This is a genomic window from Helcobacillus sp. ACRRO (assembly GCF_022347125.1).
GTDB lineage: Bacteria > Actinomycetota > Actinomycetes > Actinomycetales > Dermabacteraceae > Helcobacillus > Helcobacillus massiliensis.
In genome coordinates, this window is sequence record NZ_JAKRNG010000041.1 from 1 (window position 1) to 11,630 (window position 11,630).

Annotated in this window: 13 protein-coding genes; 9 read left to right on the plus strand and 4 right to left on the minus strand. The window is 65.2% G+C overall.

Annotation, left to right across the window (positions count from 1 at the left end):
* Positions 1-320 precede the first annotated feature (320 nt).
* Together nrdI and nrdF are read left to right on the plus strand one after the other, a co-directional pair.
* Positions 321-830 (plus strand): class Ib ribonucleoside-diphosphate reductase assembly flavoprotein NrdI, encoded by a 510-nt coding sequence (nrdI, locus tag MHY20_RS10855; RefSeq protein WP_106505696.1) that lies wholly within the window; start codon positions 321-323, stop codon positions 828-830.
* Positions 827-1,837: a class 1b ribonucleoside-diphosphate reductase subunit beta gene (gene nrdF / locus MHY20_RS10860; protein ID WP_239376755.1), complete on the plus strand. Its 1,011-nt coding sequence runs from the start codon at positions 827-829 to the stop codon at positions 1,835-1,837. Before nrdI ends, nrdF begins: the two co-directional genes overlap by 4 nt.
* 358 nt (positions 1,838-2,195) lie before the next feature.
* Here the strand turns inward: nrdF and MHY20_RS10865 are convergent, their stop codons facing one another.
* Both MHY20_RS10865 and MHY20_RS10870 read right to left on the minus strand, forming a co-directional pair.
* The gene (locus MHY20_RS10865; RefSeq protein ID WP_239376756.1) at positions 2,196-3,176 is read right to left on the minus strand and encodes a bile acid:sodium symporter; all 981 of its coding nucleotides are present in this window, start codon (positions 3,174-3,176) and stop codon (positions 2,196-2,198) included.
* Complete coding sequence (locus MHY20_RS10870) at positions 3,173-3,622, minus strand: MerR family transcriptional regulator (RefSeq protein ID WP_103384714.1); 450 nt, start codon at positions 3,620-3,622, stop codon at positions 3,173-3,175. The genes MHY20_RS10865 and MHY20_RS10870 overlap by 4 nt, the downstream gene beginning before the upstream one ends.
* Positions 3,623-3,813: 191 nt before the next feature.
* On the opposite strand from MHY20_RS10870, the gene MHY20_RS10875 reads away from it, so the two are divergent.
* From MHY20_RS10875 to MHY20_RS10905, 7 genes are all read left to right on the plus strand, one after another.
* Entirely contained in the window at positions 3,814-4,173 is a 360-nt protein-coding gene (locus tag MHY20_RS10875; protein ID WP_239376757.1) for a metalloregulator ArsR/SmtB family transcription factor, read from the plus strand.
* Entirely contained in the window at positions 4,131-6,137 is a 2,007-nt protein-coding gene (locus MHY20_RS10880) for a cation-translocating P-type ATPase (RefSeq protein WP_239376759.1), read from the plus strand. Before MHY20_RS10875 ends, MHY20_RS10880 begins: the two co-directional genes overlap by 43 nt.
* Complete coding sequence (locus tag MHY20_RS10885; protein WP_239376761.1) at positions 6,134-6,781, plus strand: thioredoxin domain-containing protein; 648 nt, start codon at positions 6,134-6,136, stop codon at positions 6,779-6,781. The genes MHY20_RS10880 and MHY20_RS10885 overlap by 4 nt, the downstream gene beginning before the upstream one ends.
* The gene (locus MHY20_RS10890) at positions 6,762-7,397 is read left to right on the plus strand and encodes a vitamin K epoxide reductase family protein (RefSeq protein WP_311199401.1); all 636 of its coding nucleotides are present in this window, start codon (positions 6,762-6,764) and stop codon (positions 7,395-7,397) included. The genes MHY20_RS10885 and MHY20_RS10890 overlap by 20 nt, the downstream gene beginning before the upstream one ends.
* 67 nt (positions 7,398-7,464) lie before the next feature.
* On the plus strand, positions 7,465-8,064 hold the full coding sequence (locus tag MHY20_RS10895) for a TlpA disulfide reductase family protein (RefSeq protein WP_239376765.1): 600 nt from the start codon (positions 7,465-7,467) through the stop codon (positions 8,062-8,064).
* Positions 8,061-8,903: a cytochrome c biogenesis protein CcdA gene (locus MHY20_RS10900; protein ID WP_087484033.1), complete on the plus strand. Its 843-nt coding sequence runs from the start codon at positions 8,061-8,063 to the stop codon at positions 8,901-8,903. The genes MHY20_RS10895 and MHY20_RS10900 overlap by 4 nt, the downstream gene beginning before the upstream one ends.
* A gap of 342 nt (positions 8,904-9,245) precedes the next feature.
* Positions 9,246-10,073 carry an NlpC/P60 family protein gene (locus MHY20_RS10905; protein ID WP_239376766.1) on the plus strand — a complete coding sequence of 276 codons (828 nt, stop codon included), beginning with the start codon at positions 9,246-9,248 and terminating at the stop codon, positions 10,071-10,073.
* 95 nt (positions 10,074-10,168) lie between these two features.
* Here the strand turns inward: MHY20_RS10905 and MHY20_RS10910 are convergent, their stop codons facing one another.
* Together MHY20_RS10910 and MHY20_RS10915 are read right to left on the minus strand one after the other, a co-directional pair.
* Positions 10,169-11,101 carry a cation diffusion facilitator family transporter gene (locus MHY20_RS10910; RefSeq protein WP_239376767.1) on the minus strand — a complete coding sequence of 311 codons (933 nt, stop codon included), beginning with the start codon at positions 11,099-11,101 and terminating at the stop codon, positions 10,169-10,171.
* Positions 11,101-11,475, minus strand: a complete 375-nt coding sequence (locus tag MHY20_RS10915) for a metalloregulator ArsR/SmtB family transcription factor (RefSeq protein ID WP_239376768.1) — start codon at positions 11,473-11,475, stop codon at positions 11,101-11,103. Before MHY20_RS10915 ends, MHY20_RS10910 begins: the two co-directional genes overlap by 1 nt.
* Between the last annotated feature and the right edge of the window lie 155 nt (positions 11,476-11,630).

The window sequence follows — 11,630 nt, forward strand, 5'->3', positions numbered from 1 at the left end:
CGTCGTCGGCAGCATCCGGCCTGGCCCCAGCGGAGCAGCCGGTGAGCACCAGCGCCGCACTCGCAACGACTGCGCCGAGCGCAGCCTTCCATCGTCCTCGCATGTGCATCGGCGACCTCTCTTCGTTCGCGGCCACAGGCGTGGCCACTTCCGGACCCTCAGATCGTATGGTTCGGTATGCCGAAGTTGCAAACCCGGCGTGGCGTATGGTCGAGGGCTGCCAGGACTGATATAACTACATGTGTCACCCCCGCGGAGTGCAGACCCAACATCTAGTAGTTCGAGGTCAGTCGGATGGGACGACGACGAAGGAGGGATCGATGACGGCAGGCATCGAGCGCGCAGCACCGGGACTCGGAACACGTGACCTGACGCCACAGGAGTCAGCAGATCTCGTGTTCTTCTCCAGCGTCTCCGAGAACACGCTGCGCTTCGTGGAGAGGCTGGGGCGGCCTGCGGTGCGGATCCCGCTCCGCCCCCGTGTCGAGGGGATGGTCCGCGTGTGCCGCCCCTTCGTTCTGGTGGTCCCCACCTACGGCGGCGGCGAGCAGGCCGGGGCCGTGCCGAAGCAGGTCATCGCCTTCCTCAACGATCCCGCCAACCGTGCGCTGCTGCGCGGGGTGATCACCGCAGGCAACACCAACTTCGGCGAGCACTACTGCCTCGCCGGCCCAGTCATCTCCCGAAAGTGCGGTGTCCCAGAGCTCTATCGCTTCGAACTCCTGGGCACCCAGCGCGATATTGAGTGCGTGAACGAAGGGCTCGACCTGTTCTGGCAACGGACAGCCACGACGAACGACAAGAACAACGAACAGAGGAGAACAGCATGACCGCCACAACAGCCGTAGAAGGCTCCATCACCCCTCCGGCATACCGACACGACCCCAGCGCACCGCTGCGTCCGATCAACTGGAACCGCGTGAGCGACGAGAAGGACCTCGAGATCTGGAACCGCCTGACCGCGAACTTCTGGCTGCCCGAGAAGGTGCCCCTGTCCAACGACCACCAGGCCTGGCACGCACTCGCGCCCCATGAACGAACCCTCACCATGCGAGTCTTCACCGGCCTTACCATGCTCGACACCGTGCAGGCCACCGTCGGGGAGATCTGCCAGATCCAGGACGCCCGCACAGAGCACGAGGAAGCCGTCTACACCAACATCGCCTTCATGCAGTCCGTCCACGCCCGCTCGTACTCCTCGGTGTTCTCGACCCTGACCAGTACCCGAGAGATCGATGAGGCCTACCGCTGGGCGATCGGAAACGACCTGCTTCAAGCGCGATGCAAGAAGGTGCTCCAGTACTACTACGGGCCCGACCCGTTAAAGCGGAAGGTGTCCTCCACCCTGCTCTCCAGCCTTCTGCTCTACGCCGGCTTCTACCTGCCGCTGCACTTCTCCGTGCACGCCACCCTGACCAACACCGCCGACATGATCCGACTCATCCTGCGCGACAAGGCCGTGCACGGCTACTACTCGGGCTACAAGTACCAGCGCGGCCTCGAGGCTCACCCCAACCGCCGCGACGAGATGAAGGAGTTCACGTACACCCTGCTCGAAGAGCTCTACGACCTCGAGCTCGACTACTCAGGCGAGCTCTACGAACCCCTCGGCCTGATGGGCGACGTCGCCGCCTTCGTGCGCTACAACGCGAACAAATCCCTCATGAACCTCGGCTACCCGGCACGGTTCACCGCCGAGGAGACGTCAGTCAGCCCAGAGATCCTCGCCGCCCTCGCCCCCAACGCCGACGAGAACCACGACTTCTTCAGCGGAAGCGGATCGTCGTACATCATCGGCAAGGCCGAGCACACCAGCGACGACGACTGGGACTTCTAGGCACGCAGACTCACCTGTCGGACGCGAAGCGGTACCGCGCATGCCCCGGATCGCTACGACCCGGGGCAAGCACTCAGCGCAGACCGTGCTGCGACAGACCTGAACCCGTCCGCAGGTTTGCCGCAACGGCTCGCCTGGCCACTCGCACTCAGATTGCCGGGGGACGGTATCGTTCGGTTGAGCATTGTTCTCGCGGCCGACCCTCGCGCGAAGGTGTTCGGATCTCGTGCCGCAGGTGCTCGGTTGGCCAGGGAGTAGGTCTTCCGGATGTCCTGTTGAGGTGTTCGGCGCTGCATGGCAGGCAGGTCTGTCACGAAAGTCCCGGCGGGGACAGAGCGCTCAAGTTCGAGGCAGTCGGTTACGGGACGGCCGTTTCTTTGGTCCCCGGGACGATTGCGGGCACGATTCGGACGAGGATGACCATGGCGATGAGTTCGACCAGGGTCTGGGTGACAACTGCGAGTGGCGCGATCGCAAATGCGTCTGGGAGGGCCAGTGCGAGGGGAAGGACGACCAGGGAGTTGCGGGTGGAGACGGAGAACATCACCGCCCGCGTCGATGGCGTATCCAGCCTCGTGGCTCTTGAGGCAACCGCACCGATGAGAACAGCCCCAACGACGAATCCGGTGTAGAGGGGGAGGAGGCGTGCCAGGGTCCCGATCTGCGAGCCGACCGCAGCGATCTGGGAACCGATCACGGTCGCGAGGGTGATCATCATCAGCGGAACCATGGCCCGCGCCATTGCGCCTTCGATGGCTCGGCCCGACTGGTGACGGCGCGCCAGCGCCTGCACGGCCGTCGCCGCGGCCAGCGGCACCACGATCAGCAGCACGAACGCTTCCACAAACGGGGCCACGTCGATCACGCCGACGACCTCGCGGCCCGCGAAAACGAACAGGTACAGCGGCAACAACGCCAGTTGGAGGAGCATCAGCAAGGGCGCTGCTGCCAGCAGTTTCGCGTGCGCTCCGCCAGCCAGGCCTGTGAAGACGATGACGTAGTCGATGCATGGGGTCAGCAGCACCAGAAGCACGCCGAGCAGGAGCCCTTGGTCGTCCGCGACGAACCGTGATAGCGCCCAGGCCAGCAGCGGCACGATCGCGAAGTTCGCCACGAGCACGGTGCCTAAGAACCTCCGGTCGCGGAATGCCTGGCCGAGTTCGATCAGGGGCACGCTCAGGAACGTGGCGAACAGCAGCAGCATCAACACCGGCTCGATGGAGTGCTCCAACGTCGGCGCGAGCCCTGGCGCAGCCAGTCCAAGTGTGGCGCCGGCTGCGATAGCGGCCAGGTACAGGGTGATCTGGTGGGTGTCCCACCAGGAGACAAGGCGATTCACAGTCGGGGATCTCCTTCGTGGGCATCACGGGAGGTACAGGGCTGGTGGCGGTCATCTAGGAGGATGCATTCGCTGCGGCACGCGGCGCCGCTGTCCGGGCATGCGGTGACGCGCTGGTTCGCAGAGTCGAGTTGATTCCGCAGCCGCTGTAGCGCCGCGAGGTGCTCATCGACCTCTCGGAGGCGGTCGGCCAGCCGGGGAGCCAGGGCCTCACGGACCTGCGTGCAGGTTTCCTCCTCGACCACGACCAGCAGGCCCGCGATCTCGGTGAGCGGCAGTGACAGGGCTTTGGCCGCCTCGATGAAGGCCAGGCGCTCTAACACGGTGTCGTCATAGGACCGGTACCCGTTGGCTTCCCGGCGGGCCCCAATGAGACCGATGGTGTCGTAGTAGCGCAGCGTGGTCGCGGGAACACCCGACCGGGCTGCGACCTCGGAGATTCGCACCACCGAAGGCTAGACCTTCCAGTCGACTCGAAGGTCTAGCTCTATCGCTGTGACCTACATGATCGTCCTGCCCTGCATTGACGGGGACTGATGCACGGTTACGCACCGGCAGCAGTGGAGAGGCCGGTGCGGGAACCCTGGCTCCGGCCATGATCTTCCATAGTGGTCAGCGACTACTGTATGGTCAGCCTGTGCTGACTATTGCTTCTCGTTTGGACATCATGAACCGCCTGGGCCGTGCGATGGCAGATCCGACGCGGTCACGAATCTTGCTGACACTTCTGGAGGCTCCGAGCTATCCAGCAGTGCTCTCACGCGAGCTTGAGTTGACGCGGTCGAACGTATCGAACCATCTAAGTTGTCTACGGGACTTTGGGATCGTGGTCGCCGAGCCGGAGGGACGGCAGACCCGGTATGAAATCTCCGATCCGCACCTCACCGCGGCCTTGAACGCGCTGGTCGAGGTGACTCTCGCGGTCGATGAGAGTGCCGTGTGCCTCAATCCTGCTTGCCCGGTCCCGGGCTGCTGCGATGCGGGGGCTCTCGCGTGAGCGCGGTGACGGATCCGCAGGTGAACAGCGTCGACGTCGACGATCACGACGACGGTGACGGGCCCTGGTGGAAGGACCGCGAGGTGCTCCTTCCCGTGCTCTCCGGGATCGCGTTTCTTACTGGCCTCCTTTGTGAGTGGTCCGGCGCGGAGATACCCGCCCTTGCGTTTTTCTGGAGTGGCCTGCTTCTAGGCGCCTCAACGTTCACGCCCGGCGCGATCCGGGCACTGCTCAAGGGCAGGCTCGGCATCAGTCTGCTGATGACGATCAGCGCGGTCGGTGCGGTGATCCTGGGCTACGTCGAGGAAGCCGCGGCACTGGCGTTCCTCTACTCGATCGCCGAAGCGCTGGAGGATAAGGCGATGGACCGGGCCCGTGGCGGGCTGCGGGCCCTGTTGAAGCTGGTCCCCGACACCGCGTCCGTCTCCATCGACGGTGCGTGGACTTCGATCGCCGCACGGGAGCTGACAGCGGGTCAGGTGATGCTGGTGCGCGCCGGTGAGCGGATCGCGACCGACGGGATTGTGCGCTCAGGGCACAGCAGTCTGGACACTTCCGCGATCACCGGGGAGTCGATTCCCGTCGAGGTCGAACCTGGCGATGCGGTTTCGGCAGGGGCGATCAACAACGCCGGAGCTCTCGAGGTCGAGGCGACCGCAGCGGGGACGGACAACTCGCTGACCACTATCGTGGAGCTGGTCGAGCAGGCCCAAGCCGAAAAGGGCGACCGCGCCCGTCTCGCCGACCGCATCGCCCGCCCTTTGGTTCCCGGGGTGCTGATCCTTGCGACCTTGGTCGCGCTGATCGGATCGATACTCGGCGATCCGGAGTTGTGGATCACCCGCGCACTGGTGGTCCTGGTCGCCGCATCGCCGTGCGCGCTAGCGATTTCCGTACCGATCACCGTGGTCGCGGCGATCGGCTCGGCCAGCAAGTTCGGGGTGGTCATCAAGTCCGGTGCGATCTTCGAACGCTTTGGCGGCATCCGCCACGTCGCTCTCGATAAGACAGGCACCCTGACTCGTAATCAGCCGACCGTCACCGCCGTCCTCACTGCCGATGCAGTCGAAAGCGAGGTAGTGGCCTGGGCGGCCGCGCTCGAGCAGCACAGTACCCACCCGCTGGCAGCCGCGATCACCGCCGCTGCACCCGAAGCACCGAAGGCGACCGAAGTGACGGAGCTGGCTGGTCAGGGAATCCAGGGAGTCGTGGGCGGAGCCGTGATCACGGTCGGAAGCCCGCGCTGGCTGGCATCGGGCGCACTCGCGGAGCGAGTAGAGGAACTCGAGACTCAGGGCATGACCGTGGTCATCGTGCACCACGAGCATGAGCCGGTCGGGGCGATCGGAGTACGCGATGAGCTGCGGCCGGAAGTTCCCGAGGTGATCCGCACCCTCAGCGACCGAGGCATCGGGATCACCATGCTCACCGGAGACAACCTGCGCACCGCGCAAGCCCTCGCAACCCAGGCCGGGATCAGCGACGTCCGGGCCGCGCTGCGCCCCGAGGATAAAGCTGCCGCGATCAGCGAGCTCTCCCGCACTGCTCCGGTGGCGATGATTGGTGACGGCATCAACGACGCCCCAGCACTGGCCGCCGCGGACATCGGGATAGCGATGGGCGCCACCGGTTCGGATGCAGCCATTGAGTCGGCCGACATCGCATTCACCGGGCACGACCTGCGCCTCCTCCCGGCCGCCTTCGACCATGCACGTCGTGGACGGCGCATCATCACCCAGAACATTGCCCTGTCGCTGTTGATCATCGTCGTGCTCCTCCCCCTCGCACTGAGTGGAGTCCTCGGTCTCGCTGCGGTCGTCCTGGTCCATGAGGTCGCCGAGGTGGCCGTCATTGCCAACGGAATGCGCGCCGCCCGGACACGCAGCCACGCCGCTGCGCAGGAGTCACCCAGCCACGTCCGAGACGATTTGCGAAAGCCGACGACCACAGGAGGACCCGCATGAGCAGGAGTGTCAAGCTCACATTGGGGCTGATCGCCGTAGCCGCCCTGGTCTTCGCGGGGTTCGTGATCTTTCTCGACCCCAAGGAAGATCAGACGGCACCCTCGGAGGCCACGGGAACCGCGACGGGTCAGCTCGTTCGAGAGGACAGCCCGCGGCTTTCGGAAGGTGGCGATGCCGTCTTCGTGGAGTACCTCGACTTCGAATGTGAAGCCTGTCTATCCCTGTATCCCGCGGTCGAAGAGATTCGTGCCGAATACGGCGACCGGGTGACCTTCGTGGTCCGCTACCTGCCCTTGCACGGCAACTCCGTTGAAGCCGCCAAGGCGGCTGAGGCCGCCGGAGAGCAGGGCGAGTTCGAAGCCATGTACAAGGCGCTGTTCGACAACGCGGCCGAGTGGAGTCACCAGGAGACGTCCCAGCGGGAGGCGTTCTTCGGGTATGCCGAGGAGCTCGGACTCGACATGGATCGCTTCGAGCAGGTCTACGACGATCCGGCCACCCTCGAGCGTATCGAGCAGAGTGCTGCCGATGCCGAGGCGCTCGGTGTGACGAGCACTCCCACCTTCTTCCTCGACGGGGAGCGCCTGGAGCCCACCCGCGTCGAGGACCTCACGGACCCGCTCGATGCCGCACTCGAGGGCTGACGGTCCGGCCGCCGGGGCGGCTCGGGATTCGAGGGCGCCGCGCGGTCTCGGATTGCTCTTCACCGTCATCGGCGCAGTTGGCTTGGTCATGGCCGTTGTGCTGCTGGTCGAGAAGATCGCTCTGATCGAGGACCCCAGCTACGTCCCCTCGTGCAGCCTCAATCCAGTGCTCTCCTGCGGCTCCGTGATGGACACCCCGCAGGCCTCAGCTTTCGGCATCCCGAACCCGATCCTCGGCATCGCCGGCTTCGCGGCCGTTCTCGCCCTCGGATTCGCGTTCCTCGCCGGCGCCCGTGTGGCGCGCTGGATGAGTGTTCTCATCCAGGCAGGCGTGACCTTCGCGGTGCTCTTCGTGCAGTGGCTGATCGGACAGAGCCTGTACGAGATCGGGGCACTGTGCCCCTACTGCATGGTTGTGTGGGTAGTGACCATCCCGCTGTTCTGGTTCACCACTCTCCACCATCTCCGCGCTCTGGCAGAGACCTCCACTCCGGCCGTGCGGCGGGCGGTCCGTCTCGTGATCGAGTTCCGCGTCCCGCTCCTTGTGGCCTGGTACCTCGTGATCCTGACACTCATCGCCGTGAGGTTCTGGGACTACTGGTCCACGCTGTTCTAGACACGGAAGAACCCGCATCCTGCCCCTCTCACCCGTCCCCTCTCGATCACCTTGAAGGAGCGAGCACATGCGCGCCCACCCCCGGCGACGGATTCTGTACGCCACCGGTTTCATGGCCGCTACCGGTCTGTTCACTGCCTGCGGCAGCACTGACACCGGCGATCGCTACGACTCCGAGGACGCCGGATACGTCTCCGGCAACGGTGTGACCACAGAGATCGCTCCCGCCGATCGCACAGAACCCGTCGAGTTCACCGGGACCAGCTACGACGGTGCACGATTCGACTCCAGAGACCACTGGGGATCGGTGCTGGTGGTCAACGTCTGGTACGCCTCCTGCCCGCCATGCCGGGTGGAGGCACCGGATCTGCAGGCCATCCACGAGGAGTACGCCGACCAGGGCGTCTCATTCATCGGGATCAACGTCCGCGATTCGGCAGGGCCCGCCGGGGCCTTCGAGGAGACCTACGGGATCACTTACCCTTCGCTGCCGGACTCGGACGCAGAGATCATGTACCAGCTGCGCGGCCAAGTCGCACCCAACGCGGTCCCCACTACTCTCGTCCTCGACCATGACGGCCGCGCCGCAGGCCGGATCTCTGGAGCGATCGACCCCTCCATCCTGAGAGCGATGCTCGATGCCGTTCTCGCCGAAGGAGCCGCGTGAGCGTCAATGGACTCGCGGAGACGTTCCAGTCGATCGCCCTGTCCGGGTCTCTTCTGCTGGCCATCACCGTCGCCGCTGTCGCTGGCCTGATCGCGTTCCTCTCGCCGTGCGTGCTGCCGATCGTGCCGGGCTACCTCGGTTATGTCTCCGGGCTTGCCGGACAAGGACTGAAGACCACCAAGCTAACCCGGCAAACGCCTGAGAATACCGGGACGGCGCGACGACAGGGGACCCTTTTCCGAGAGGGAACTGGGAGAATGTTGGGTGGGAGCTTGCTGTTCGTCGCGGGCTTCGCGGTGGTATTCATGGCGCTGGGCGGGTTCGCTGGCGCGGTGGGATATCTCCTTCAAGCGCACGCAGTATGGATCAATCGGGTCGCGGGCCTCATCGTTATCTTTATGGGGCTCATTTTCATGGGCATGTTCCCTCGATTGACAGGAAATGTCCAGGTGTCCAGGAGACGCCCTGATGCGGGCCTTCTGGGGGCCCCGTTGATGGGCTTCGTCTTCGGGCTGAGCTGGACACCCTGCATCGGCCCTACCTACGCCGCGATCATCGCGCTATCCCTCGACGCCGGCGCCGACGGAGGTTCTGCGGCTCGGGGCGCGATCCTGGCCCTGGCGTACTCGCTCGGACTGGGCATCCCCTTCGTCCTCAGCGCCCTGCTACTTGACAGGGCGATGGGCGTGAGCAGGGCACTTGCCCGCCATCGCCGACTCATCGGAGTCCTATCCGGGGCGCTGCTCATCGCGATCGGCCTGCTGCTACTCACGGGAGTGTGGGCCTCATGGATGGATCAGCTCCAAGGCTCCATCGCCACATTCCAGCCCGTCGTCTGAGCCTCACGAAGGTACTCTCTCCTCCCGATCTGCTACCGGTGACCGACACGGGCCCGTCCACCTCGACTGCGACTCGTGAGGTCGACCCCATTGCGGCACCGGGGTTTGGTAAAGAGACGGTGTGACCCCGAGGCCCATGGGACGAGAGTGTTCAAGAGAAGGAGAAATCGTCGGTCGGGGTCGCCCATGGCGCTATTGGGAGGGTGTTTGGGTCGGTACGTTGGTCCCACCGGTAACGAGGTACGAGATTCCTTCCCGACGCGTCCTCTGCTGTCGACGTTGCCGCGACCAAATGCCAGACGACCCCGTGGATACATGCGGGGATATTCACGGAGTACATTCATGGCCACGAGCAATTCCCATCGCGCGGCCGGCCGCGCAGTCACCCCCCTTCGACACAGCGGACGCGCCCTGCGTGGCACCGGAGGTGCCGCCCTCCTCGGCACCGTCCTGCTCGGGTCCGCCTTCGCTGGTGGTGCGGCCCAGGCAGCACCCGCAACTCCTGCGACCGTGCCGTCCGCGGCCACGCAGGCCGCCGCGCCTGCTGCTCCGGCGCCGACGCAGGCACTGCACTCTTCCGAGAAGCTTCGCTGGGGATCCCAGGGTGCCTCGGTCGAGCAGCTCCAGTCCGCGCTGAACGATGAGGGTTCCTCACTCGCCGTCGACGGGAAGTTCGGCCCGCGTACCCATGGCGCGGTGAAGGACTACCAGCAGGCCAACGGCCTGCAGGTCGATGGCGTGGTGGGCCCCGAGACGCGCGGCTCCCTGAACGGTTCGGCCCCCGGTGTCGGCGGTGGTGGTGCGTCGGTTCCTGCGCCCGCATCCTCCTCCAGCAGCACCGGGCAGGCGATCGTCGACGCCGCACGGACCCAGATGGGTGCCGCTTACTCCTGGGGCTCGAGCAACCCGGGCGTGAGCTTCGATTGCTCCGGCCTGACCCAGTACGCCTACAAGCAGGTCGGCATCGACCTTCCGCGCACCTCCGGCCAGCAGGTCGACGCCGGCACCCAGATCTCCAAGTCCGAGGCGCAGCCCGGCGATCTTGTCGTGTGGCCCGGCCACATGGGCATCTACGCCGGCGGCGACAAGGTCGTCGATGCAGGACGCTCTCCCGGCGCGGTCACGGAGCGCACCATCTGGGGCAATCCCACCTTCGTCTCCTTCCGCTGAGCCCAGCGACCACTCGCGGCGCGCACCCCACCATCGAGGGGTGCGTGCCGTCTTTGCTCTCGCCTGCGGTCAGGAGGCGATCGGATCCGTGGGTGCTAAGTGTGCAAGGGACGTTCGGATTCACCTCGATGCACGGACGGGCTCTCCAGTTGGATCGTGGCGTGCTCGAACGCTATCGGGAAGTGCGTCCTGACGCAGACATGGACCTCTTCGAGGATCCGCAGTGCATGGGCCGATTCGAAGCACTCCTCCCCGACGACGACGTGCGCAGAGAAGATCGGCAGATTGCTCCCGATCGCTGAGGCGTGCAGGTCGTGGACGTCCTGGACGTGGTCGAGCGCGAGGATGTGCTCACGCACCTGATCGAGATCCACACCCTTCGGGGTGTACTCCATGAGGATCCGGAGCGTCTCGGCCATGATGCGGAACGCCCGAGGCACGATCAACGCGGCGATGAACAAACCGGCCAGCGCATCAGCCTGCTGGAATCCGGTCAGCTGAATCACGATCGCGGCAGTGATCACGCCGAGCGAACCGAGAGCGTCATTGAGGACCTCGAGGAACGCGGCACGCATGTTGAGGCTCGAATCCTTGCCTCCGGCCAGGATGAGGATCGCGGCGATGTTCGCGACCAGCCCGATCACACCGAAGATGAGCAGCTCACCCGAGGGAACGTCCGGGGGGTCCGTCAGTCGCGAAATGCCCTCGACGGCGGTGTAGGTGCCGACCACGATCAGGAGCGTGGCCTGGGCCAAGGCTGCCAGTACCTCGATGCGAGCGAATCCCCAGGTCTTACTGCTGCTGGCCGGGCGCAACATCATGGTCGCCGCAATCAACGCGACCAGCAGACCGGAGGCGTCGACAAGGGCATGCGCCGTGTCCGTGAGCAGAGCAAGACTGCCGGTGACGACGCTCCCGATCGCTTGCGCGAGCACGATGACGGAGGTGATGGTGAAGGCGATGGCGAGTCGCGTCCGGGCCGTGCTCGATCCGCTACCGCCGTGCGAATGGTCGTGTCCTGAGCTCATCAAAGGCCCCCGTCCTCGAGGTTCTCGTGATCGCGGTGGTTCTTCAGGGACAGGGTGGTCCCGGAGGTGTCGAGCAGGTCGTCAGCCGCCTCGAGTAGGTCGCTCAGTCGGGGCAGATCGGTGAGAGCGAACCACGATGCGCGGCCTTCAGTGCGCGCGGTGACCAGACCACAGTCGCGCAGGCACGAGAGATGCTTGCTGACGGTCGACTGGGCAAGGTGCATGTGTTCGACAAGGTCGCGAACTCGATGCTCACCGGTCGAGAGGTGCTGGAGGAGAGCCAAGCGTGTGGGTTCTGCGAGAGCATGGAAGAGCGCGGCATGACTTTCTGCCACCTCGAACTGCGGCTCGGCCGGGATCGCATCAATCGTCATATGGCGATGATATCGTCGTGTGGGGTTCTGTAAAGGGGGGGTGTCCCTATGTTTCGAGTCAAGCCGCGAGAGCGGTCGGCTCGGGGGTAGGGGCGGTTGTCGGTGGCTGGTAGTAGGTGCCGTCGCGGAGCATGGCGTAGATGACGTTGCAGCGG

Bases quoted from the DNA above. Each gene is read 5' to 3' on its own strand.
- nrdI (WP_106505696.1), top strand. From the start codon at position 321: ATGACGGCAGGCATCGAGCGCGCAGCACCGGGACTCGGAACACGTGAC.
- nrdF (WP_239376755.1), top strand. From the start codon at position 827: ATGACCGCCACAACAGCCGTAGAAGGCTCCATCACCCCTCCGGCATAC.
- MHY20_RS10885 (WP_239376761.1), top strand. From the start codon at position 6,134: ATGAGCAGGAGTGTCAAGCTCACATTGGGGCTGATCGCCGTAGCCGCC.
- MHY20_RS10890 (WP_311199401.1), top strand. From the start codon at position 6,762: ATGCCGCACTCGAGGGCTGACGGTCCGGCCGCCGGGGCGGCTCGGGAT.
- MHY20_RS10895 (WP_239376765.1), top strand. From the start codon at position 7,465: ATGCGCGCCCACCCCCGGCGACGGATTCTGTACGCCACCGGTTTCATG.
- MHY20_RS10905 (WP_239376766.1), top strand. From the start codon at position 9,246: ATGGCCACGAGCAATTCCCATCGCGCGGCCGGCCGCGCAGTCACCCCC.
- MHY20_RS10910 (WP_239376767.1), bottom strand. From the start codon at position 11,101: ATGAGCTCAGGACACGACCATTCGCACGGCGGTAGCGGATCGAGCACG.
- MHY20_RS10915 (WP_239376768.1), bottom strand. From the start codon at position 11,475: ATGACGATTGATGCGATCCCGGCCGAGCCGCAGTTCGAGGTGGCAGAA.